At 44.2% G+C, this 23629-nt stretch carries 19 protein-coding genes and 1 tRNA gene; 17 read left to right on the top strand and 3 right to left on the bottom strand.

The window, feature by feature from the left end; all coding sequences use genetic code 11:
* Positions 1-86: 86 nt before the first annotated feature.
* Positions 87-944 (bottom strand): bifunctional methylenetetrahydrofolate dehydrogenase/methenyltetrahydrofolate cyclohydrolase FolD, encoded by an 858-nt coding sequence (gene folD, locus AB4407_RS19380; protein ID WP_017629535.1) that lies wholly within the window; start codon positions 942-944, stop codon positions 87-89.
* A 211-nt stretch (positions 945-1155) separates the two neighbouring features.
* Between folD and AB4407_RS19375 the strand changes: the two genes are divergently transcribed.
* The 4 genes from AB4407_RS19375 (at position 1156) to AB4407_RS19360 (ending at position 3686) form a co-directional block, all read left to right on the top strand.
* Positions 1156-1232 (top strand) — tRNA-Arg (locus AB4407_RS19375).
* A gap of 270 nt (positions 1233-1502) precedes the next feature.
* A complete protein-coding gene (gene aroC / locus AB4407_RS19370; RefSeq protein WP_017062360.1) occupies positions 1503-2588 on the top strand; it encodes a chorismate synthase in 1086 nt (361 codons plus the stop codon).
* A gap of 112 nt (positions 2589-2700) precedes the next feature.
* A complete protein-coding gene (locus AB4407_RS19365; RefSeq protein ID WP_372121686.1) occupies positions 2701-3303 on the top strand; it encodes an alpha/beta hydrolase in 603 nt (200 codons plus the stop codon).
* Positions 3300-3686 (top strand): hypothetical protein, encoded by a 387-nt coding sequence (locus AB4407_RS19360; RefSeq protein ID WP_372121685.1) that lies wholly within the window; start codon positions 3300-3302, stop codon positions 3684-3686. Before AB4407_RS19365 ends, AB4407_RS19360 begins: the two co-directional genes overlap by 4 nt.
* Before the next feature lie 52 nt (positions 3687-3738).
* On the opposite strand, the gene AB4407_RS19355 is transcribed toward AB4407_RS19360, so the two are convergent.
* Entirely contained in the window at positions 3739-4362 is a 624-nt protein-coding gene (locus AB4407_RS19355; RefSeq protein ID WP_372121684.1) for a trimeric intracellular cation channel family protein, read from the bottom strand.
* A gap of 299 nt (positions 4363-4661) precedes the next feature.
* On the opposite strand from AB4407_RS19355, the gene AB4407_RS19350 reads away from it, so the two are divergent.
* The 3 genes from AB4407_RS19350 to AB4407_RS19340 all read left to right on the top strand — a co-directional run bounded on the left by AB4407_RS19350 (position 4662) and on the right by AB4407_RS19340 (position 6175).
* The gene (locus tag AB4407_RS19350; RefSeq protein ID WP_029225616.1) at positions 4662-5192 is read left to right on the top strand and encodes an elongation factor P hydroxylase; all 531 of its coding nucleotides are present in this window, start codon (positions 4662-4664) and stop codon (positions 5190-5192) included.
* 9 nt (positions 5193-5201) lie between these two features.
* Positions 5202-5465, top strand: coding sequence for a YfcL family protein (locus AB4407_RS19345; protein WP_009848738.1), 264 nt, complete (start codon positions 5202-5204; stop codon positions 5463-5465).
* A gap of 188 nt (positions 5466-5653) precedes the next feature.
* Positions 5654-6175 (top strand): NADPH-dependent FMN reductase, encoded by a 522-nt coding sequence (locus AB4407_RS19340; RefSeq protein WP_372121683.1) that lies wholly within the window; start codon positions 5654-5656, stop codon positions 6173-6175.
* Positions 6176-6396: 221 nt separating this feature from the next.
* Here AB4407_RS19340 and mnmC read toward each other — a convergent pair whose 3' ends face one another.
* Complete coding sequence (gene mnmC, locus AB4407_RS19335; protein WP_372121682.1) at positions 6397-8544, bottom strand: bifunctional tRNA (5-methylaminomethyl-2-thiouridine)(34)-methyltransferase MnmD/FAD-dependent 5-carboxymethylaminomethyl-2-thiouridine(34) oxidoreductase MnmC; 2148 nt, start codon at positions 8542-8544, stop codon at positions 6397-6399.
* Between the two features lie 56 nt (positions 8545-8600).
* Between mnmC and fabB the strand changes: the two genes are divergently transcribed.
* From fabB to purF, 10 genes are all read left to right on the top strand, one after another.
* The gene (fabB, locus tag AB4407_RS19330) at positions 8601-9812 is read left to right on the top strand and encodes a beta-ketoacyl-ACP synthase I (RefSeq protein ID WP_009848735.1); all 1212 of its coding nucleotides are present in this window, start codon (positions 8601-8603) and stop codon (positions 9810-9812) included.
* 530 nt (positions 9813-10342) lie between these two features.
* Positions 10343-11476 (top strand): 4-phosphoerythronate dehydrogenase, encoded by a 1134-nt coding sequence (locus AB4407_RS19325; protein WP_372121681.1) that lies wholly within the window; start codon positions 10343-10345, stop codon positions 11474-11476.
* Between the two features lie 12 nt (positions 11477-11488).
* Complete coding sequence (locus tag AB4407_RS19320; protein WP_372121680.1) at positions 11489-12502, top strand: aspartate-semialdehyde dehydrogenase; 1014 nt, start codon at positions 11489-11491, stop codon at positions 12500-12502.
* Positions 12503-12711: 209 nt separating this feature from the next.
* Complete coding sequence (locus AB4407_RS19315; RefSeq protein WP_372121679.1) at positions 12712-17409, top strand: FimV/HubP family polar landmark protein; 4698 nt, start codon at positions 12712-12714, stop codon at positions 17407-17409.
* A gap of 196 nt (positions 17410-17605) precedes the next feature.
* Positions 17606-18400: a tRNA pseudouridine(38-40) synthase TruA gene (gene truA, locus AB4407_RS19310; RefSeq protein WP_004734161.1), complete on the top strand. Its 795-nt coding sequence runs from the start codon at positions 17606-17608 to the stop codon at positions 18398-18400.
* A gap of 175 nt (positions 18401-18575) precedes the next feature.
* The gene (gene accD / locus AB4407_RS19305) at positions 18576-19502 is read left to right on the top strand and encodes an acetyl-CoA carboxylase, carboxyltransferase subunit beta (protein WP_372121678.1); all 927 of its coding nucleotides are present in this window, start codon (positions 18576-18578) and stop codon (positions 19500-19502) included.
* A gap of 42 nt (positions 19503-19544) precedes the next feature.
* Positions 19545-20807 (top strand): bifunctional tetrahydrofolate synthase/dihydrofolate synthase, encoded by a 1263-nt coding sequence (folC, locus tag AB4407_RS19300; protein WP_372121677.1) that lies wholly within the window; start codon positions 19545-19547, stop codon positions 20805-20807.
* Complete coding sequence (locus AB4407_RS19295; RefSeq protein WP_372121676.1) at positions 20808-21380, top strand: SPOR domain-containing protein; 573 nt, start codon at positions 20808-20810, stop codon at positions 21378-21380.
* A 61-nt stretch (positions 21381-21441) separates the two neighbouring features.
* Positions 21442-21933: a CvpA family protein gene (locus tag AB4407_RS19290; protein WP_009848678.1), complete on the top strand. Its 492-nt coding sequence runs from the start codon at positions 21442-21444 to the stop codon at positions 21931-21933.
* Positions 21934-21967: 34 nt separating this feature from the next.
* Positions 21968-23482 (top strand): amidophosphoribosyltransferase, encoded by a 1515-nt coding sequence (purF, locus tag AB4407_RS19285; protein ID WP_372121675.1) that lies wholly within the window; start codon positions 21968-21970, stop codon positions 23480-23482.
* Positions 23483-23629: the final 147 nt, after the last annotated feature.

The following is a 23629-nucleotide window of genomic DNA, read 5'->3' as shown; positions in this document are numbered from 1 at the left end:
AAAGCCGCGATGAACCTTTTATTTTAGGACGAGACAGACGAGGCTAGGTATAACAACGCTATTGCTACCGAGGCTGTCGTTACGGACTATTTCGAGTGAAATTGCTCACAAGCGATCATGGTGTTCTCGATTAGGCTCGCCACCGTCATTGGACCAACACCACCCGGTACAGGCGTGATGAAGCTTGCGCTTTCTTTCGCTACGTCGTATTCAACGTCACCCACTAGTTTGCCAGATTCCAAACGGTTGATGCCTACATCGACCACAACAGCCCCTTTCTTAATCCAAGCGCCAGGAATGAAGTTAGGCTTACCAACGGCTACTACAACAACATCGGCTTGACGTACATGACCTTCAAGGTCTTTAGTGAAGCGGTGACATGTTGTCGTTGTACAACCCGCTAGAAGAAGCTCTAACGTCATTGGGCGACCTACGATGTTTGATGCGCCAACCACAACCGCGTGCTTACCACGTAAGTCGATGTTATAACGGTCAAGCAGTGTGATGATGCCTTTTGGCGTACAAGAGCGAAGCTTAGGCATACGTTGAGCCAAACGGCCGACATTGTATGGGTGGAAACCATCAACGTCTTTTTCTGGCGTGATGCGCTCAAGAACATGAGTGCTATCAATACCTGCGGGTAGAGGCAATTGAACAAGAATACCGTCGATCTCTGGATCTTGGTTCAGTTGGTCTACCAGTGTTAATAATTCGTCTTCTGTCGCAGTGGCTGGCAAGTCGTAAGATTTAGATACGAAGCCAACTTCTTCACACGCTTTACGCTTACTTCCAACGTAAACCTGAGAAGCAGGGTCTTCACCCACTAAAACAACCGCTAGGCCCGGAGCACGTAATCCAGCTTCAGTACGAGCTTTTACACGTGCAGCAACTTCAGAGCGAACCGTTTGAGAAATTAGCTTTCCATCAATATTTTGAGCAGTCATGAATTTCCTTAGTATTGATATTCAAGTTAGTGGCTGATGTTTTTGGCGCATTATTCCAGAAAATCTTTTTGATTACCATCAAGCAAACGTTTGCTTTGTTCTATTTTCCAACACTTATATGTTTGTTGCCCTTTTTTTACTCACTTAGATCAGAATGTTACACAAAGCCGTTGCTTTACTGATTCGAATTCGTATAATTCGTTCCTGTAGCGCGCCCTTAGCTCAGCTGGATAGAGCACCTCCCTTCTAAGGAGGTGGTCGAAGGTTCGAATCCTTCAGGGCGTGCCATTATTTAAAGAAACCCGATAACTCTCCGAGTTGTCGGGTTTTTTGCTTTCCTACCATAATAAAAATACTCTTCTCAAAGCGCTACTCATTTCCCCGCGTTATTCACTTCATTCGGCTCATGTAATAGAAAGTTAAAATTGTTCGTTTTTTGGGGTTTACATCATTTGTTAATAAAGCCACTATGAATTCACGAAGAATAGACAAGTAAAGCTGTTCGCCAGTCGGTTTCGGAATCAAACCTTCTGCTCAATAGCTGATTTAGAGGAAGTAATGGCAGGAAACAGTATCGGACAACATTTCCGCGTGACCACGTTCGGAGAAAGTCACGGTATCGCACTAGGATGTATCGTAGATGGGTGCCCACCAGGATTAGAAATTACCGAAGCAGACCTTCAAAGAGATTTGGACCGTCGTCGCCCTGGTACTTCTCGTTATACAACGGCTCGCCGTGAAGCGGATGAAGTGAAAATCTTATCAGGTGTATTTGAAGGCCAGACTACGGGCACTTCTATTGGTCTATTGATTGAAAATACAGACCAACGCTCTAAAGACTATTCCGAAATTAAAGACAAATTCCGCCCCGGACACGCTGATTATACGTACCATCAAAAGTACGGTGTGCGTGATTACCGAGGTGGTGGTCGTTCTTCAGCTCGTGAAACTGCAATGCGTGTTGCGGCTGGTGCGATTGCTAAGAAATACCTAAAACAAGAATTTGGTGTTGAAATCCAAGCTTACCTTTCTCAAATGGGTGATATCTCAATTGATAAAGTGGATTGGAACGAGATTGAAAACAACGCTTTCTTCTGTCCAGATGCCGACAAAGTACCAGAATTTGATCAACTGATTCGTGACTTGCTAAAAGAAGGCAATTCGATAGGTGCGAAGATCCAAGTAGTTGCGACTAAAGTGCCTGTAGGCCTTGGTGAGCCAATCTTTGATCGTCTAGATGCAGACATCGCGCACGCTCTAATGAGCATCAATGCGGTGAAAGGTGTCGAGATTGGTGATGGCTTCGATGTCGTTAACCAACGCGGTAGTGAACACCGTGATCCATTAACTCCAGAAGGCTTCAGCAGCAACCACGCTGGCGGTATCTTAGGCGGTATTTCTACTGGTCAAGATATTGTGGCAAGCATTGCGCTTAAACCCACATCAAGCATTACCGTTCCTGGTGACACTATCACCAAAGACGGTGAAGCAACGCAGCTAATCACTAAAGGCCGTCACGATCCATGTGTTGGTATCCGAGCTGTGCCTATCGCAGAAGCGATGTTAGCTATTGTATTGCTTGATCACTTGCTACGTCACCGTGGTCAAAACTTTGGTGTGACAACAGAAACACCACAGATCTAAACGGTTAATGACAATCAATTACAATCAATTACGTAAGAGCTGTTTTTCTTATGGTAGATTTTAAAGGTACAGAATCTACTTTGAATCCCCTTACTGGTTGGAGTAATTATTTATGTTCAAAAAGCTTCTCTTAGCAACGCTGTTTCTTAACGGTTGCGCTTCTGTTGATTACGATAGTGTTTACTATTCGAAGTGTGATGCATCATTAGAAGGTGAAAGGTCACTCACATTTTATGTCAAGGGTGATACCGCCATTCTCTCTGGGGTTGTATGTAGCGGATCTCCCGATGCTTTTGAAGATATGTTAAATCAGAATCCGCAAGTGACCATGCTAGAGTTTAAGAATATCAATGGTTCTGCGGATGATGAAGCAAATACGGAGCTGGGTTTGATGGTTCGAGAAGCTGGTATGAATAGCCATATCGGCTCATCTGGACTTATTGCTTCGGGCGGTACTGATCTGTTTTTAGCTGGTGTAAAAAGAACCGTTGAAGCGGGTGCGAAAATCGGTGTTCATTCATGGAGCTCAAATGATGGGTTGAATGGCTCTTTGTTGCCAAAAAATCATTTTGAACATGAACGTTACTTGGGTTATTACGAAACGTTAAATATCGATTCAAGTTTCTATTGGTACACTTTGGAAGCTGCGAAACCCGAAGGTATGCACTACATGAGCCGAGCAGAGCTTGTTCAGTATGGGGTTATTAAACAATGAAACGATTAATTTCAGTGTTTATGATTCTACTTCTTACCGCATGCACAACAGTAGAAAGTGAGCAGGAAGTAAAGTTTCAGTGCCAAACACCAGCAACGCTAGAGTTTAATATAAAAGGGTTAAAACCGACGGCTGAAAGTGAATGCTTTTTTGGTGAACTTTCGATCATTGAAGGTGGTTCGGATAAGCATGAGCTAGAGTTTTGTGCGAACAATTCGAGCCAAGAATATGATTTTAAAGCTGAATTTAATTCGCAACCGAACGTATTTAATTCTCTTCACTCTAGTGTTGGTAAGCGCGCAAGTATTTCTTTTGTCGAAACGCTTAATTATTTGCGTGAAGAAACGTATATCGCGAACTTTAACGTGGACTGTTTTGAATAATCATTTCTCATTAATTTGCGCTTCTAATTGTTTTAGAAGCGCAAATCTGCAATTAGTGAACCGAGCTTTCAGGGTCTAACTGGAACGAAGGTAAGCGCCATTTGAATCTCACCGCTGCCATACGTAGCAAGTAGCCAACCACAAGCGTAACAATCGTTGCTGTTACGTCGTTAATGCCAAGCTCAAGTAAGCTTAGGTACAAGCCTGAAGCGACAAGGGCGACAGATGCGTACAACTCTTCATGTAACACCAATGGTGTTTGACGACAGATAAGATCGCGTAGCAGTCCACCAAATACACCAGTCACTAATGCCGACACCATACAAATCATTGGGTGTAAGCCCATGGTCATCGCCACTTTAGTACCAATGATACTGAATACGATAAGTCCCAACGCATCCAAACGAATGAACAAGCCTTTTAGCTTGATTACCCATTTGGCCAATCCCGTTGTGATAACACCAGCAATACAAGTGATCGCCAGATATTGTGGGTTTTCAACCCAACCTAAAGGGTAATGGCCGAGTAAAATATCTCTTACTGTACCGCCGCCGATTGCCGTTGCACTCGCAACCAGCATTACACCAAACCAATCCATTTTTTGTTTGCCAGCACTGAGAGCACCGGTCATGGCTTCTGCCGTGATGCCAATGATATACAAAACACTTAGTAGCATTGCTGTAACTCTATAATTTAGGTCTATAAATTGGAGTCTTATAGACCATAGGGATATAAAAATGAAGCGCGAGTTTAGTAGTAAAAACACTGATTGACGAATGAATATTTGTACCGTGAATAGGCATTTCAGATTAGCTAAACTAATCATTCACCTCAAAGTGGTGTAATCTGGGAGCAGCAATCGATTGTCATCGTAAAGTATTATGATCAACCTAATGTCATTGCCAGTGATAGGGCTTTACCGAGCGCTTAAAAAAACGCAAAATGCCCCAGTTCTTTTTACTTAAATTTGATCTTATGACACACCAATACCCAGACATCATCGACATTTTCAATCAAACCTTTTTCGAGAGCTTCAATACTAAGCTAGAACTGGGAGCGGACGAGCCTATTTACCTGCCAGCCGATGAGGAGATTCCTCATCACCGTATCGTTTTTGCTCGTGGCTTTTATGCTTCAGCACTTCACGAGATAGCGCACTGGTGTGTGGCTGGTCCTGAGCGTCGCTTATTGGAAGATTTTGGTTACTGGTATGAGCCTGATGGCCGAACTGAGTCGGTTCAAGCTGAGTTTGAAAAAGTGGAAATTCGCCCACAAGCGTATGAATGGATCATTGCGACCAGCGCAGGCTTTCCTTTTAATGTTAGCTGTGACAATCTACACGGCGATTTTGAGCCAGATCGTTTGGCCTTTATGAATAAAGTACACAGCGAAGTCATGGGTATCTTTGAAGCTGGTCTGCCGCCTCGCGTGAAAATGCTCTCTGAAGCATTACGCAGCTTCTACGATGTAGAACCTTTATGTACTAGCCAATTTATTGTGAAATAAGAGAATATTATGATTATCGAATTTGAAGAAAAACTACTTGAATTAATTGATGCTCGCATTGAAAACGCATCAGATGATGAACTGTTTGCTGGTGGTTACTTACGTGGTCATATTTCTCTGTCAGTGGCTTCATGTGAAGAAGACGGTATTGAAGACGTAGCAGAAGTTAAATTGCGTATTGAGAAGAGCCTAGAAGACGCACGTTCTGAATTGACACCAGCCGATCGTACGATCGTTAATGACCTTTGGGTTGAGCTGCAAAACCAAGCTTAATTTTAGTCGTTTAGCATTATTCGTCTACCGTAATTCGCTCATTACTCTTCCTCCTCATTTTTGAGCGAACCAATAATTTGAGACTCATTCGAATTTTTTGAATGAGTCCGTTCAAGCCTTGTGATGGTTCCATTTTCTGACTACGTTATTCTAATCCCACTTAACGGAATCACAGAAAAGGTCACACCATGAAAGTAATCGCATTTGGCGCAAGCACCAGCTCTACCTCTATCAACAAAACTCTAGCAACTTACGCAGCTAACTTGATTGAAGGTGCTGAAGTAAAAGTTCTAAACATCAACGATTACAACGTTCCTATGTTCAGTGAAGACACTGAAAAAGAGATTGGCCAAGCGGAGGGTGCTCAAGCATTCTTACGTGACCTAGCAGAAGCTGACGCATTTGTTATCTCTTTCGCTGAGCACAACGGGCACTACCCAGCGGCGTACAAAAACCTATTTGACTGGGCGACACGCATTGATCGTTCAGTGTTTGGTGAGAAACCTGCGGTTTACCTAGCGACATCTCCAGGCCCAGGTGGCGCACAAACGGTACTTGGCGCAGCAACAGGTTCAGCGCCATACTTTGGCGGTAACGTTAAAGCATCGTTGTCGGTACCTAGCTTCTACGATAATTTTGATTTTGAGTCGGGTTCAATCAGCAATGAAGAGATTGCTGCTCAAATTAAAGACGCGATTGCTAAGCTGTAAACGCGGAAAGTAAAGCGAATAGCTGCAAAGTAACGTACAGCTATAGAATAAGAAGCAGCGACGTAAACAAGATTAGAAAACAAAGCCCGAGCATTGACAAATGCTCGGGCTTTTTTGTTTGGGTCGTGCTAAGTCATGTTGGCCTTTCGCTGCAAAAATTAGCTCGTAAGATCAACAAGGCCTAACACTTATATGAATATTTAGAACCAGTCTAGAATCGACTATTCCGCGCTGGCTTGTTTCGTTGAAACCCAACCTTCTGTTAACGCTTTGCCTTTACGTAATCTTCTTATCCACATTCGACTTGGATGAACGGCTTCGAGCACATCCACTGGAAGAGGGAGAGGATCGCCACAAATCTGTGAGGCTAAGACTTCAGCTAAAAGAGGAGTAGAGCTCAAACCACGCGAACCTAAACCGATAAAGCAGAACAAGTTCGGATAGCTGGTTACAGGTTCGATACTGTTGATAGCATCACGCTGCGGGTTAAAGTTGTGTAGGTTTTGATATTGCTCTTTGATGGATTCAAAATCGCCCACATTACCGACAAATGGTAGATGATCTCGACTCACGCTTCGGATACCTTGGCGCGCTAAGTTGCCACTGGTGTCGACATCTTTTGTCCATGCTTGGTCTGGTAGCGATCCATGTAGGCGCTCACCATTATGTTGCTGAACCTCAATATCAAACTCTTGGTCGATATTGGTCTTGTCGTAGTTCGCACCAATACAGTGATGACCATTGTTTGGATTCTGCGGCGTAAGATAGCCATCAAAACACAATACCGTTTTTAACTGGCTGAGGTTCTCTGTAGTCGGGATATGACTCACTTGGCCTTTAACGGGCGTGAGAGGTACGGGGCGAGTTTGTTCAAACTGAGTGAACTTGTGTCCGTTCGCGACAACGACTTGGTCGTGCTTGGTTTGAATTTCACCTTGAGGCGTCTCAATCGTCAGCAACCATTGCTGCTCTGCTTCGAGCCATTCAAGTTGCGTTACTTGATGTTGATAGTGCGCGATCACTTGGTTGGTCTCTTCCAACTTGCTAATCAAACCTTGAGTAAGCTGAAGAGGGCTTAACCAACCTCCCAGTGGAAAGTAGACACTCTCTTTATCGACTGGTAAGCCAATCTTTCCGTTGGCTTGCTCTGGCGTTAAACGCTGAATCAAGTCTGTATGGAAATTGCCTTCTAACATGCGATTGAGCTTTTTGGTTGAGCCTTCATCCCACATCAAAATGTTCACGCCACACCAGTTGTGATCGAAGTTTACTGATTGTGCTGCTTGTTTAATAAATTGGCGGGCAAACAATAAGCCCGGACCAAATATTCTTGAGACATTCGATGTCGCTTCGCTGAGTAGCGGATAAATGGCACCTTGATTGTTGCCAGAGGCATTTCCAGCGGCTTGTGGGTGTTCACAATAAAGCGTGATGTTTTTACCACGTCGGCTTAAGGTTTTTGCAAGTGCAGCACTGGCGACACCACCACCGATAATGGCGATATCTTGTGAATCACTGTGTTGAGCTAGGCCATACCAAGGTTTGATGTTGGTATGAGCGTGCCTCTCACCAAGTCGGCCGGCAATCATTTCACGCTTAGTACCAAAGCCTTTAACTTTTTTCATTTCAAAGCCGGCTTCGATTAAACCGCGGCGAACAAAACCGGCAGCGGTAAACGTTGCACAGCTGCAATCTTGTTTTGCCAGTTTGGCCATGCCGTTGAATAGGTTTTGATTCCACATCTCTGGGTTCTTACTTGGCGCAAAGCCATCTAAGAACCAAGCGTCAACCAAACCTTTCTGCGGGGTAGGCACGTTTGGCATACAATCTTTAATATCACCAAACCATAAATCGAGTGTGATCGCACCATCGCCCAACACAATGCGGTGGCATTCGGGCAGGGCAATCGGATAATGTTCTTGGAGTTGCGTCGCATACTGGGCTAATTCAGGCCAAGATTGGTGCGCTTTGATCAGATCCTCTTTATTTAAAGGATATTTTTCAAAACTGATGAAATGTAACTCTTTGGTCATCGCTTGTGGGTTATCTTTAAGAAAAGCATCGAACCATTGCCAGACTGCGAGAAAGTTTAAACCCGTCCCAAAACCGGTTTCAGCAATCACAAAACGGCGTTGTTGATGTTCAACCCAACGCTCTGGAAGGTGGTTTTGTTTTAAAAAGACGTAGCGAGTTTCTTCTAAACCGTTAACATTAGAGAAGTAAACGTCGTCAAATTGGTCTGAAACTGGCGTGCCAGACTCATTCCATTCCAGTTCTGCATTAATAATTGAAGTCATAAAATCTATCATTTTGTGATTTGAAGCGATATGTTGGTAGGGATTGTACGAATTTCTAGGAAAGCTGACCACTTTTGTTAGGCTTCTTAGTTATCATCTAGCTGAATTTAGAATTATAGGAATGTCACATGAAACGAGTCGTAATCACCGGTATGGGTATTGTTTCAAGTATCGGTAACAACGTCGAAGAAGTTTTAGCATCACTGAAAGAGGGTAAATCAGGTATTACCGCTTCAGAGCAGTTCAAGGAAAATGGCTTGCGCTCTCAAGTTTGGGGTAACCTGAAAATGAACCCTGCTGACCATATCGATCGCAAAAAAATGCGCTTTATGGGTGATGCAGCGGCATTCGCTTATCTTTCAATGGAGCAAGCAATTGCTGACTCTGGTTTAACTGAAGATCAAGTATCTAATGACCGCACGGGTATCGTAGCGGGTTCAGGGGGTGCTTCATCTCTAAACCAAGTAAACGCAGTAGACATCATCCGTGAAAAAGGCGTGAAGCGCGTTGGCCCATACATGGTTCCACGTACAATGGCTTCTACGGTTTCTGCTTGTCTAGCAACACCTTTCAAAATCCGCGGTGTGAACTACTCTATGAGTTCTGCATGTGCAACATCTGCACACTGTATTGGTCACGCAATGGAGCTTATCCAACTTGGTAAGCAAGACGTAGTATTCGCTGGTGGCGGTGAAGAACTGGATTGGTCTCTGACTATGATGTTCGACGCAATGGGCGCACTTTCTACTAAGTACAACGACACGCCAGAATTGGCTTCTCGTACTTACGACGCTGATCGTGACGGTTTCGTTATCTCTGGTGGCGGCGGTATGCTAGTTATCGAAGAACTTGAGCACGCTGTTGCTCGTGGCGCAAAAATCTACGGCGAGATCGTAGGTTACGGCGCAACTTCAGATGGCTACGACATGGTTGCTCCTTCTGGCGAAGGCGCGGTTCGTTGTATGAAGATGGCAATGCAAAACGTTGATGGCGTTGACTACGTGAACACTCACGGTACTTCAACTCCTGTAGGTGACGTTAAAGAACTTGGCGCAATCCAAGAAGTCTTTGGCGGCAACAGCCCTGCAATCTCAGCAACTAAAGCGATGACAGGTCACGCTCTAGGTGCGGCTGGTGTACACGAAGCGATTTACTCAACGCTAATGCTAGACAACGGCTTTATCGCACCAAGCATTAACGTTGCAAACCTAGACGAAGCGGGCGAAGGCCTAGATATCGTAACCGAAGCTCGTGAACAAGAGCTAACAACGGTTATGTCTAACAGCTTTGGTTTCGGCGGTACGAACGCAACGCTAGTAATCAAAAAATACCAAGGCTAATTGAAGCTGAGGTTAAATTAATAAAAGGTTAATCGTTAGTGGGTGATGTGAGTGCTGATTCAACACGCACAGGTAACTCATTAATCCTGACCAACAGAACAAAGCTTTTTAAACATAGATTTTCAAACGTGTTTTTTAACCCTAGCTTTATAAGCTTCGCTTTAGAAAATAGTTTTTTAAATTTGAGTTTAGAAATTGAAAGGTTTCCAGAGCTTGATCAGTACTGGCTTTGGTTAGTACTGGTTGAACAGACGCAAGACTCTGTCTCCTGGAGAGCGAGATAGGATCCTTTTGTTCTGGATGTTTGCCCGATTGTTTATTCAATCGGGCATTTTTCGTTTTAGTCTTCTGACTTTAGTTTTCTAATTTCAGGTAGTTGTTCTTATTACTGCTTTTGCTTGTGCAGACTAGGCGATTCAACCCTTTATTTATAATGTATTCCAATTGCTACTCGACACCGTGTGTGGAATTTTGCACAATCATTTCAATTCACATATAGGTCGATAGACCCCAACCAAAGTACTCGCCAAATGAAAATCTTAATCGACGAAAATATGCCTTATGCTGAAGCGCTTTTTAGCCAGCTAGGGGAAGTGACAATGAAGTCTGGTCGCACATTAACTGCTGACGACCTAGTTGACGTAGACGCTTTGATGATTCGCTCTGTCACCAAGGTGAACGAGTCATTGATCAGTAAAGCCAACAAGCTGAAGTTTGTCGGCACAGCGACGGCAGGTATGGATCATGTCGACCAAGAATTGATGAAAGAACATGGCATTTTCTTTACTGCAGCCCCAGGCTGTAACAAGGTGGGTGTGGCTGAGTACGCGTTCAGCGCGATGATGGTGTTGGCTCAGCAGCAAGGTTTCTCTGTATTCAAAAAAACGGTCGGTATTATCGGCTGTGGCCAAGTGGGTAGCTATTTAGCAAAGTGCCTTGAAGGTATTGGTATTAAAGTTCTGCTGAACGATCCTCTAAAACAGCAAGAGGGTGATACTCGCGAATTTACTGAGCTAGATACTCTGCTTGAGCAGTCAGACGTCATCACTCTGCATACGCCAATCACTAAGACAGGTGAGTTCCCAACGCATCATTTGATCAATGAGCAAGTACTAAACAATTTACGTGCTGACCAAATTCTGATAAATGCGGCTCGTGGCCCAGTTGTTGATAACCAAGCGTTAAAAGCTCGCTTGCAAAAAGCCGATGGTTTCACTGCCGTTCTTGATGTGTTTGAGTTTGAACCTGAAGTCGACTTTGAACTTCTTCCGTTGCTCGCTTTTGCAACACCTCACGTAGCGGGCTACGGTTTAGAGGGTAAAGCGCGTGGTACCACGATGATCTTCAACAGTTATTGTGAGTTTTTAGGTACTGAACAGCGTGCTTATGCAAGCGACCTCCTGCCGACAGCGCCAGTGCCTCAAATGAAATTAGATAGAGCTTGGGATGAAGCAACACTGCACAATTTGACTCAGTTGATCTATGATGTGCGCAAAGACGACGCCTTATTCCGTCGCAATATCTCTACGCCGGGTTCTTTTGACAAGATGCGTAAAGAATATTGGGACCGCAGAGAGTACAGTGCAGTCGAGTTAACGGGCGACGAATCTTGTAATTTAACGCCGTTATCTAAACTCGGTTTTATGGTAAAGCCAACTTTATAAAAGAGAGAAACAATGAGCCAAGAATTTAATATTGCTATTTTAGGTGCGACTGGTGCGGTTGGTGAAACCATTCTTGAAGTACTTAAAGAGCGTAAATTCCCTGTCGGTGAAATGCACTTACTAGCAAGTGAACGTAGTGAAGGCAAAACTTCCCGTTTTAACGGCAAAACAATACAAGTACAAAACGTAGAAGACTTCGATTGGTCTCAAGTACATATTGCGTTTTTCTCTGCAGGTAGCGAGCTTTCAGAACGCTGGGCTCCAATCGCGGCTGATGAAGGTGTTGTTGTTATCGATAATACATCACGCTTCCGTTACGAATACGATGTTCCTCTGGTTGTGCCAGAAGTGAACCCTGAAGCGATTGCTGAGTTCCGTAACCGCAACATCATTGCGAACCCGAACTGTTCTACTATTCAGATGGTAGTAGCACTTAAACCGATTCACGATGAAGTGGGCCTTGAGCGTATTAACGTTTCAACTTACCAATCTGTGTCTGGTGCGGGTAAGCCAGGTATCGATGAGCTAGCAGGTCAAACGGCTAAGCTTCTTAACGGCATGCCAGCTGAAAATTCAGCGTTCCCACAGCAGATCGCGTTCAACTGTATTCCTCAAATCGATGAATTTACAGAGAACGGCTACACACGTGAAGAAATGAAAATGGTTTGGGAAACTCAAAAGATCTTTGCTGATTCATCAATCACGGTGAACCCGACTTGTGTTCGTGTTCCTGTGTTCTATGGTCACGCTGAATCTCTACACATTGAAACTCGCGCGCCAATCGGTGCTGAGCAAGTTATTCAGCTTCTAGAGAACACGGAAGGCGTTGAAGTTTTCCAAGCTCTAGACTTCCCAACTCAGGTTCGTGATGCTGGTGGTAAAGACCACGTAATGGTTGGTCGTATTCGTAACGACATCAGCCATCACAGCGGTGTGAACATGTGGGTTGTCGCTGATAACGTTCGCAAAGGCGCAGCAACAAACGCAGTTCAAATCGCTGAAGTTCTGATTCGCGATTACTTCTAAGCTTCACTGCTTTGATAAACAAGCCTCACTCTTTTAGTGGGGCTTTTTTAATCGATTGAAAATATTGTTAGTCAAATTGTGTGAAATTGCTGCGAATATTGTCGCTGCAACACATTTTTTGTTTTCATCTCTATAGCTTTACGTCGTTTATCCGATATATTTAACAGTTCATCAATTTATTCGAATTTAAGCACCTAGCTGAGCCTTTTATGTTTCAATTTTTCAAGCCGTGGTTAATGCCTTTTGCCATTCTCATGGCGACTCAGATTTCCGTTGTTCGTGCAGATTCCATTCGAGTTGTAGGGCCTAATGGTCAGATACAATCAGCGCCTACGTTTTCCGAACCTCTTCAAAGAGCACAGTTGAATCGTGCTGGGCCTTCTCGTTTTTACGGCCCAACTTTGGGGTCGGAAACATTGTGGTCAATTGCCTCAAGGTTACGCCCTGATAATTCCGTTTCAGTTCAGCAAACCTTGTTGGCTATTTATCGTCTAAATCCACAAGCGTTTGAAAACCAGAATATCCACAGCTTGCTGCCTGCCAGTAATTTACGAGTGCCTTCTTTAGAGCAAGCACGTGCAAGTTCTACACAGCAAGCCGTTAACATCATGAATGCGCACCTTGCTAAGCTCGATGCTCCTGTGACTAAACCCACAGTGTCAAAGCCAAAACCAGCGCAAGCGTCAAGCCGCCCTGATGCAAGCTCAAACAATGTTGTTCCTGCAAAGCAAGTAAGCACAGCTGAAGCCGCTAAAAAGCCATTGTCTCCAACTCAATCGTCTCCAGCTCAATCGGCTCCAACCCGAGAGATGAACAAGCTAGAGAAACAGCTAGAGCTTTCAGAAACTGAGCTATTGTCACTTGAAGAGAAAAACCATCAACTTCGTCTGATGTTGTCGAATGTTCAATTGGAAGTAGATGAGCTAAAAACAGAACTTAGTGATGAAGACCGCATTCGTAGCGAAGTGGAAAAGCTGCTTGATGAAGAGCGTAGAAAGAACGCTGAGATTGCAAAAATGGCTCCAAGTGCCATGGATCAATTGTTATCAAATGGTTGGTTAGTTACTGCTCTTGCGGTTATTCCTGGCCTGCTACTTGGTCTTATCATAGTGATCCTGTTAGGGCGCCGTTCTAAAAATGATGAGCAGCAGCCGACACAAGACCAACCAATTCAATCAGATGCAAGTAGCGTCGCGCCTATCGCTTTAGGCGATGAGATGGACGACTTTGATAATGAATTGTCTTTAGACGATGAACAATTTGGCAATGAAGATGATGCTGATAAGTTATTTGATGACCAAGCATCGCCTGAAGAAGATGTATTCGCAGGTTTAGATGATTCTGATCTCGATTTTAATCTCGATGATGACGATGACGACCCATTTGCGAGTATTGGCGAAAATGGTGACTTAGACACTAACTTCGATGATCTGGAGTTAGACAGCAGCAACGGCATTAGTGTCAATGGCGATGACAAGGCGCTTGGTCTTGAAGAGATGGAACGCGCACTTGATAAAACATCAGAAAGCGAACTCGGTTCTGATGAGGCCGACTTTGATCTTTCAGATGATAACTCAATGTCGAATGAAGATATTGAATCGCTACTATCACAGGATTCTGAGACTGAAGATCTAGGCTCTAACGAACTAGACCAATCTCTATTAGACGATCTATTTGCGCTTGATGATGAAGATGATGATAGCTTCGATATTGATGCTTTAATCTCAGAAGAGCAAAGTGATTCGATTTCTAATACCGACACATCAGCAACCGATGATTTTGACATTGATGCGCTTATCTCTGAGCAACAGAGCGATACTGCACCTGTGGATGTGAGCAACGATGAATTTGATATCGATTCGTTGATTTCAGAGCAGCAGGCCTCACAGCCTTCTACTCCTAGCGTCGAAGATGATATTGATGACATTTTCGCTCAGGTTGCGTCTCAAAATGAGCAAGTCAATGAGCCTCTAAATCTCGATAATGATGACGAGGTTGCTGAGAATCTAAACAGCGCTTTGGCGTCTGATGATGATATCGATAACATCCTTTCTCAGTTTGATCTGCCAACCGAAAGTGAAGAAACTCAAGACAGTGTCGACCTGCTCGATGAGCAATTGACAGGGGATGATGTTGATCTCAGTAATTCAACCGATCTTCTAGATGATATGTTGGAAGATGAATCGGATGATGAGTCTGAGAGTGATCCTTTAGGTTTTGATTCATTATCTGAACTCGAAGAACTCTCAGGCTTGTCGACCGATGATGAGCTAGACATTTCGGAAGACAGTACTGAAACCTTGGATGAGTTGATTGATGATTCTGATGATGACTTTGAACTCGATGCCGAGAGCACAGACCTACTAGATGATTTTCTAGACGATGACGCCAATGATGCTCAACTTACCATCGAAGGTGATGAGACGTTAGATGAACTGCTAGGTAATGATCTATCAGTAGGTGAAACCGATGAACAAGATTCAGAATCTTTAGACCCATTTGATGATCTACTGACAAGTGGCATTGAAGACGAGCTTGAACCTGAAGAGAAGGCGTTTGATAAAGAGTTAGACGAAGCCTATGGTTTTGACAACGTCAGCGATGAGTCTGAAAAGGATTCAGAGGTCGAGCTTACTCCGTTAACCTCAGAAACACCTGAAGTGGAGCCTGAGCAAGCATCGGACATTAGTGGAACACCACAACCTGAAGTCGTTAGTGATGAATCGTTAGATTCGGAAATGATTCAAGACAGTGCTGACGTTAAGCCAGAAAATAATGAAGCCTTTAATCGTGATGACTTTATCGATGATTTGTTCGGTGTCGCACCGGCAACAGATGCGTTACTTGATGACTCGCTAGAAACAACCGACGAAGCATTGATAGATGAGTTAATGACTTCTGATGACAATGATTTGTTGCCAGCGACAGAAGAGCCTGTTGAGTCATTAATTGAAAATACGGTTGAACCAGAGCAAGCGTCTCTTTCAGACAGCAATGAAGTGTCAGCGGAAGAAATAGTATCAGCGGAAGAAACTGTATCATCGGTTGAAGATGATGAAGAGACGGTTGAAGACTGGTTAGCAGAAGCTATCGATGATGTAGAATCTCCAGCGAACATCGACTCTGATTTTGACTTCGAACCTAAGATTCAAGGTAGTGATCAACTCGACGATGTTGTTGAATCCCTGCCAGAGCCAGAGCCAGAGCCAGAGCCAGAGCCAGAGCCAGAGCCAGAGCCAGAGCCAGTTCGTGCTGCACATATGCCAGAGATCGTTCCAAATGAATTTGGTGTGCCAGAAGACGATGATTGGCTGATTGAAGACGACACGGCTCAACAAGAAACATTGGCACAAGTTGATGAAGTAGCGGAAGAGCCGGTGGTTCCTGCTGTTGAACCTCAGTTAGACTATGAACCGCAAGTTGAAGCTGCACAAAAAGTTGAAACCGAACCTCAAGTAGAAGCAACGGAACAAGCAGAATCGGTAGATCAAGAAGGCGAAGATGAATTCTCGATTGATGATTTTGATCTTCCAGAGTTTAATGAAGAAGACGCATTGGCAGAAGCTGATGTTGAAGTAATACCAGAACCAGTTGCTCCTACTGTTGATTCTCAACTAAACGCTGAACCTCAAGCAGAATCGGCACCGCAAGTTGAAGCTAAGGGACAAGCTGAAGTTCTAGGACAAGAAGGCGAAGACGAGTTCTCGTTTGATGATTTAGAGCTTCCAGAGTTTGGCGAAGAAGATGCGTTGGCGGAAGTGGTTAGCGAACCGGATGAAGCGCAGTTAGAGCAAGATCTTGCTCCAGAGTCCGAAAAGTTTGAGTTCGATGACCTTGATCTGCCTGAATACGATGAAGAGAGCGCCAAAGCGGATTCAGTCTTAGATGACATCGAACAAAGCAGCGCTGAGCCTGTAGCGGAAGAGCAAGGCGTAGAGCTCGATGAGTTTGATTTGCCGGAATACGGTGAAGACGAAGCTATTTCTGATGCGTTTGCTGAGAAGCCAACACCATTAACGTCTTTCAGCCCACAAGGTGAAGAGCAAGATGCGCTGCATGATTTGTTCTCAAACCCGCAAAGTTTCAGTCATGCTGATGATTTCTCGGATACAGACGATTTATCAGAAGCAGACGATTTCGCAGATGGAAAAGAGCCTGAATTGGCGGCTTTCGGACAATCCGATGAATTAACGAGTTCGGCTTCAGAATTCAATTCAGGGCCTGCAGAATCGAACTCAGCGCCGACAGCGGTGCAAGACGAACCTCTAGAAGGGTTTGATGACTTTGATGAAACAGCGCTAGCTGAGTTACTTTCAGAAGATGTTCAAGACTCTGTCGACAACATGTTCGATAAGCCACTGGATGCAACATCAATTGATAGTGCAGGGCTAGATATTGACGCCATGCTTGAAGCTGGCGGCGAAGACTGGAAAGGCTTCAACCTAGATCCTGAGCAGCAATCGAGCATGCATAATGATGTGCCTGATGATCAACAGGCGATTTGGGCATCAGCAGAGCAGCAAGCAGAACCGAAAATCAAACAAGAGAATTGGGGTCAACAAGAGAATCTAACCGAGTCAGACAACGGTCGTGATAAGCAGTACATGACGATTGATGAATTGATGGCTCAAGTTGAGCAAGAAGGTGAAGACGCTATTAATCCAGATGACGAAGAGTTGAAGCTGGATGTTGGCCTAAACGAGTTCCCTGATGTTATCGGTGACATCGGTAATTATGATGTCGACAGCAACGCAGAAGCCGCTGGTAAGCTCGATTTGGCGAAAATATACATTGAGATGAGTGACTCGCAAGGTGCGATTAAGCTTCTAGAAGAAGCGATCGTTGACGGAAGCGATGATATTCGCCGAGAGGCTAAGAACCTCATCGATACGTTAAACGGCCGATAAATTTAAAAAATCATAAAGGGTAGCGTTGGCTACCCTTTATTTTTTGGACGCACCCAAGGGCCACTGTTTTATTTCGTTTTTTTAAATCATAGTCTAGGGTGGTAGTGATTGTTTATTACAGTATTAGCCCCTTCCTATTTGGGCTAATACTCATTTCCGTATATACTTCTCGCCCATTTTCAAAGAGAACAAGAACATGAAAATTGCTTTAGGTATTGAATATAACGGTACCCACTACTTTGGTTGGCAGCGCCAACGAGACGTGAAAAGTGTCCAAGAAGAATTGGAAAAGGCTCTTTCAGTTGTCGCGAATCACCCTGTAGAAGTTATGTGCGCTGGTCGTACAGATGCCGGTGTTCACGGTACGGGACAAGTCGTTCACTTTGAAACTAATGTTGATCGTAAAATGGTGGCATGGACAATGGGCGCAAATGCCAACATGCCAAAAGATATTGCTGTTCGTTGGGCAACAGAAGTGAATGAGGATTTCCATGCTCGTTTTTCTGCAACAGCACGCCGTTATCGCTATATTATCTTTAACCATGCACTACGTCCTGGCATCTTGAATTCAGGTGTGAGCCATTACCATGGTCACCTTGATGAGAAAAAGATGCATGAAGCGGGTCAGTACTTACTTGGTGAGAATGACTTTACTTCGTTCAGGGCAACACATTGTCAATCTCGTAGCCCATGGAGAAACATGATTCACTTAAACGTGACTCGTCATGGACACTACATTGTGATCGATATTAAAGCGAATGCGTTTGTTCACCATATGGTGAGAAATATTACGGGTAGCCTAATTGCGGTAGGCAAAGGTGAGCAAAAACCAGAGTGGATTCAGTGGCTTTTAGAGGCTAAAGATCGAAAAGTGGCCGGCGCGACAGCGAAAGCGGAAGGCTTATACCTGGTGGATGTTGATTATCCTGAACATTTTGAATTACCAAGAGAGCCTATTGGTCCTCTATTTCTGCCCGATAATTTGAACTAAATGTGAGACTTAGGTTCAAAAATTATTACGGTTTCGTGCGTAAAATAGTCACAGAAAATAGGTACAACCAGTTTTTTATCTACAGTCGTTGTTTTATGTGGTTTAATTCCCTGCATAATTCCCAAATTTATTTCTTTCGCAATCAAGCGGAGGAATCGAAACAAAAAGGTCTTCCATGAGTTGGCTTGAAAAGATTTTAGAAAAAAGCAACATCGTAACATCTCGTAAAGCGTCTATCCCTGAGGGTGTTTGGACTAAGTGTACTTCTTGTGAGCAGGTTCTTTACCATGCTGAACTGGAGCGTAACCTAGAAGTATGTCCGAAATGTGACCATCACATGCGTATGAAAGCACGCCGTCGTCTGGATACATTCCTAGACAAAGGCGAGCGTGTTGAATTAGGTACTGATCTTGAGCCACAAGACAAACTGAAGTTTAAAGATTCTAAGCGTTACAAAGAACGTATCTCTACTGCTCAGAAGAACAGTGGTGAAACAGATGCATTAGTTGCAATGAAAGGCGAACTGCTTGGTTTACCTATCGTAGCGTGTGCGTTTGAATTTTCATTCATGGGCGGCTCAATGGGTTCTGTTGTAGGTGCTCGTTTTGTGAAAGCGGTAGATGCGGCTATTGAGAACAAGTGTGGTTTAGTTTGTTTCTCGGCAAGTGGTGGTGCTCGTATGCAAGAGGCATTGATGTCTCTAATGCAAATGGCAAAAACCAGTGCTGCTCTAGAGCGTTTATCTGCGAAAGGCCTACCGTTTGTTTCAGTAATGACTGACCCAACAATGGGTGGTGTTTCTGCAAGTTTGGCAATGCTTGGTGATATCAACATCGGCGAACCCAAAGCGCTTATCGGTTTTGCTGGACGTCGTGTAATCGAACAAACGGTACGTGAAGACCTTCCTGAAGGTTTCCAACGCAGTGAGTTCTTACTAGACCACGGTGCTATCGACATGATCGTTGACCGCCGTGAGATGCGCCAGCGCGTTGCAAGCCTTGTTGCTAAAATGACCAATCAGCCTTCACCATTAGTAGTTTCTGTGAACGATTCACCGAATGAAGCTACTTATGAAGTACCAGAAGCGCCAGAAAAAGGGTAAAGTACCTTCTAACAAACCAACTTAATTATGGTTATGAGTTAGATGAGTCAACAACCTATTCCTCAAGCCACATCCTCTTTGGAGATGTGGCTTGATTATTTATCAAACATCCACACAAGCGCTATTGATCTTGGATTAGACCGAGTTCAGGCCGTCGCCTCTAAGGCAAACCTCACCAAACCTGCTAAACACGTGATTACCGTTGCCGGAACCAATGGCAAAGGCTCTACATGTGCTCTAATGGAAGCCATTCTATTGGACGCTGGTTATTCAGTTGGTGTCTACAGTTCTCCTCACTTAATTCGCTATAACGAACGTGTTCGTATTAACGGCCAAGATCTATCCGATGAAAAGATAGTTCACTCTTTCAATTTCATTGAGAAAGAGCGCGGCGAGATCAGCCTTAGCTTTTTCGAATATGGGACTTTAGCGGCGTTACGTGCTTTTCAAACTGAAGCGGTTGATGTTGTGTTATTAGAAGTGGGTCTAGGTGGACGCCTAGATGCGACGAATATCGTTGAGCATGATGTTTCTGTGATTACCAGTTTGGCTGTCGACCATGTTGATTGGCTAGGTGATGACATCAATGTGATTGGTTTTGAGAAAGCCGGTATTTATCGTAGTGGCAAGCCGGCTATCTGTGGTCAACCTAAACCACCAGCTACGGTTGCTGCTCACGCTGATGACATTAAGGCTGAGTTCTATCAGGTGGGCATTCAATACACCTATGATGTAGACGGCGATACTTGGAACTGGCGTAGTGGGGCATTCCAACTAGAATCATTGCCTATTCCAAGCCTGCCGCTACCTAACGCAGCAACAGCATTGATGGCATTAGGTACTTCGGAACTTAGCATTAGCGATGTGAACATCGTTAATGGCATGAAGAACGCACAGCTACCTGGGCGTATGCAGAAAATTAGCGAACAACCCGTGATTGTGCTTGATGTTGCGCACAACCCGCATTCGGCTGAATACTTTGCGCAGCAAGTAACGAAGAAGTATGCAGGCAAAAATTTACACGTTGTAGTCGCCATGCTTCATGACAAAGATATCCCTGCGACATTGGAAGTATTAGCACCAATCACAACACATTGGTACCCAGCTTCGCTGAACGGCCCACGAGCCGCAACAGCTGCTGAATTGTGTCAAAGCTTACCTCAAGGCATAGAGCAGCATTCAAACCCTGTAGCAGCGTTTGAAGCGGCTTTAGCTTCTGTTAAAGGTGACGATGTTGTACTGGTGGTCGGTTCTTTCCATACTGTGGGTGAAGTATTGGAGCATTGGCAGAAAAAAGGAAACTAAATGGCAAGTAAATTCCAAAGCCGATTAGTCGGTACCATCATTTTAGTGGCCATTGGTGTGATTGTATTGCCCGATGTGCTGGATGGTAAGAAGCTCCACTATAAAGAAGAGTTTGCAAGCATTCCGATTAAGCCAGAGCTTGATAGTAATGTAGAAGTTTTTGAAGTACTCGACCCTATAGAAGATCAGATTGCACTGCCGGACTCTCCGGTTGAGCGAGTGGTTGAAAGTGGTGTTGATAATTCAGATAAGCAAACTGCGTCGGCTTCCAGTAACAAAGAAGCGGATAAAGTGGCAGTGGTGGTTAAGCCCGTACCGGAAAAAAATGAATACCAAGACAGCGCTTGGATTATTCAATTGATGGCTTTGAAGAATGCTGACAACGCAAAAAACGTTGTTAAGGATTTACAGAAGCGTGGTTATCAGGCTCATACCAAGCAAGAAAAAACGTTTACGCGAGTAATTATTGGCCCGGATGTTTCTAAATCCAAACTTGAGCGACAAATTCAGGAATTAGAAAAAATTACGGGTTCAAAAGGCCAATTGCTCAAATTTAAACCGTTAAATCCATAAGAAAACGTTTGCGTCAGCATTTTTTCTGTTAAAATGCGCGCCAACTTAAGATGAAGAATTCATGAATTGGTTAGATTTTGTCATTTTAGGCGTGATCGGCTTCTCTGCCGTGATCAGTTTAGTTCGCGGTTTCGCTAAAGAAGCGTTGTCACTTGTTATTTGGTTTGGAGCATTTTTTATTGCTAGCCAGTACTACGCTAAATTAGCTATGTACTTCACCAATATCGAAGATGAGATGTTTCGAAACGGAACGGCGATAGCAGCATTGTTTGTTGCAACGTTAGTTGTTGGTGCCTTAGTTAACTATGTCATCGGTCAGCTAGTTCAGAAAACAGGCCTGTCGGGTACAGACAGAATCCTCGGTGTCGTCTTTGGTGGCTTACGGGGTGTTTTGATTGTTTCTGCAGTGTTGTTTTTCATGGATGCGTTTACTGCATTCCCAAGTTCTGAGTGGTGGAAGAATTCGCAGTTGGTTCCGGAGTTTAGCCGAATCATTGCGCCGTTCTTCGAGCATTTACAAGCAACATCTAGTTTCTTATCTGGCGCGCTTTAGCGCCAGTTAATGTCGAAAAATCGAGGATTAGGACATGTGTGGTATTGTTGGAATCGTGGGTTCAACACCTGTAAACCAGTCTATTTATGACGCTTTAACGGTATTGCAGCATCGTGGCCAAGATGCCGCTGGTATTTGTACCATAGAAAGCAATCGTTTCCGTCTGCGTAAGGCGAACGGTTTAGTAAAAGATGTTTTTGAAGCAAAACACATGCAACGCCTCCAAGGTAACGTTGGTATTGGCCATGTTCGTTACCCGACAGCAGGTAGCTCAAGCGCGTCGGAAGCTCAGCCTTTCTACGTAAACTCGCCTTTTGGCATCACATTGGCTCACAACGGCAACCTAACGAATGCAAACGAAGTTCGTGAGAAGTTGTTCGAGAAAGACCGTCGTCATGTCAACACAACCTCTGACTCTGAAGTTCTACTGAACGTATTGGCTCATGAGATCGATACCGTTAAAGGTAACGTGACTTCTGATGATGTTTTCCGTGCTGTATCTAACGTACACCGCACGATTCGTGGTGCTTACGCAGTAACGGCAATGATCATCGGCCACGGTATGATCGCGTTCCGTGACCCACATGGTATTCGTCCACTGTGTCTTGGTAAGCGTGAAGTTAACGGTAAAACAGAGTACATGGTTGCATCTGAGTCGGTAGCGTTAGACGCTGTTGGTTTTGATTTCATGCGCGACGTAGCACCGGGTGAAGCTATCTACGCAACGTTCGACGGTGAACTTTTCACTAAGCAATGTGCAGACAACCCACAACTAAACCCATGTATCTTTGAGTTTGTATACTTTGCACGCCCAGATTCATTCATCGACAAAATCTCGGTTTACAGCGCACGCGTTGAGATGGGTGAGATGCTAGGTAAGCGTATTAAAGAAGAATATGCGGACTTAGATATTGACGTGGTTATCCCAATTCCTGAAACGTCGAACGATATTGCGCTACGTATCGCTCAAGCGATTGATAAGCCATACCGTCAAGGTTTCGTGAAGAACCGCTACGTTGGTCGCACGTTTATCATGCCTGGTCAGCAACAACGTAAGAAGTCGGTTCGCCGTAAACTCAACGCGATTCGATCTGAGTTTAAAGGTAAGAACGTTCTACTGGTTGATGACTCTATCGTTCGCGGCACAACATCAGAGCAGATCATTGAAATGGCTCGTGATTCTGGTGCAAACAAAGTCTTCATGGTTTCTGCCGCTCCAGAGGTTCGCTTCCCTAACGTTTACGGCATTGATATGCCGAGCGCAACGGAGTTAATTGCTCATGGTCGTGATAACGAAACGATTTGTAAGCAGATTGGTGCAGACGCGTTGATCTTCCAAACGTTACCAGACTTAATTGCTGCTGTTGGTATGGGCAATCAAGACATCTCTCGTTTTGATACATCAGTATTCAACGGTGAGTATGTAACGGGCGATATCGACCAAGCGTACCTAGATTTCCTAGACTCTTTACGTAATGACGATTCTAAGATTGAGCGTGAGATCCAACAAGATCTGGCTAACTTAGAGCTACATAACGAAGGTGCTTAGTTTTTCACTCGTTATACATGTTTTGTTAGTAATAAAGCATTCTCGTTAATAATGAATCATCATGGTTAGCGGGTTGAATAAAAAGCGAGCAATAGAGACCTAAGTAATAAAAAACCAGAGCATCGGCTCTAATGCCGTTCACTTAAG

Source organism: Vibrio sp. 10N.261.46.E11, from assembly GCF_041472735.1.
Lineage (GTDB): Bacteria > Pseudomonadota > Gammaproteobacteria > Enterobacterales > Vibrionaceae > Vibrio.
This window is presented reverse-complemented; position numbering and strand designations above follow the sequence as displayed.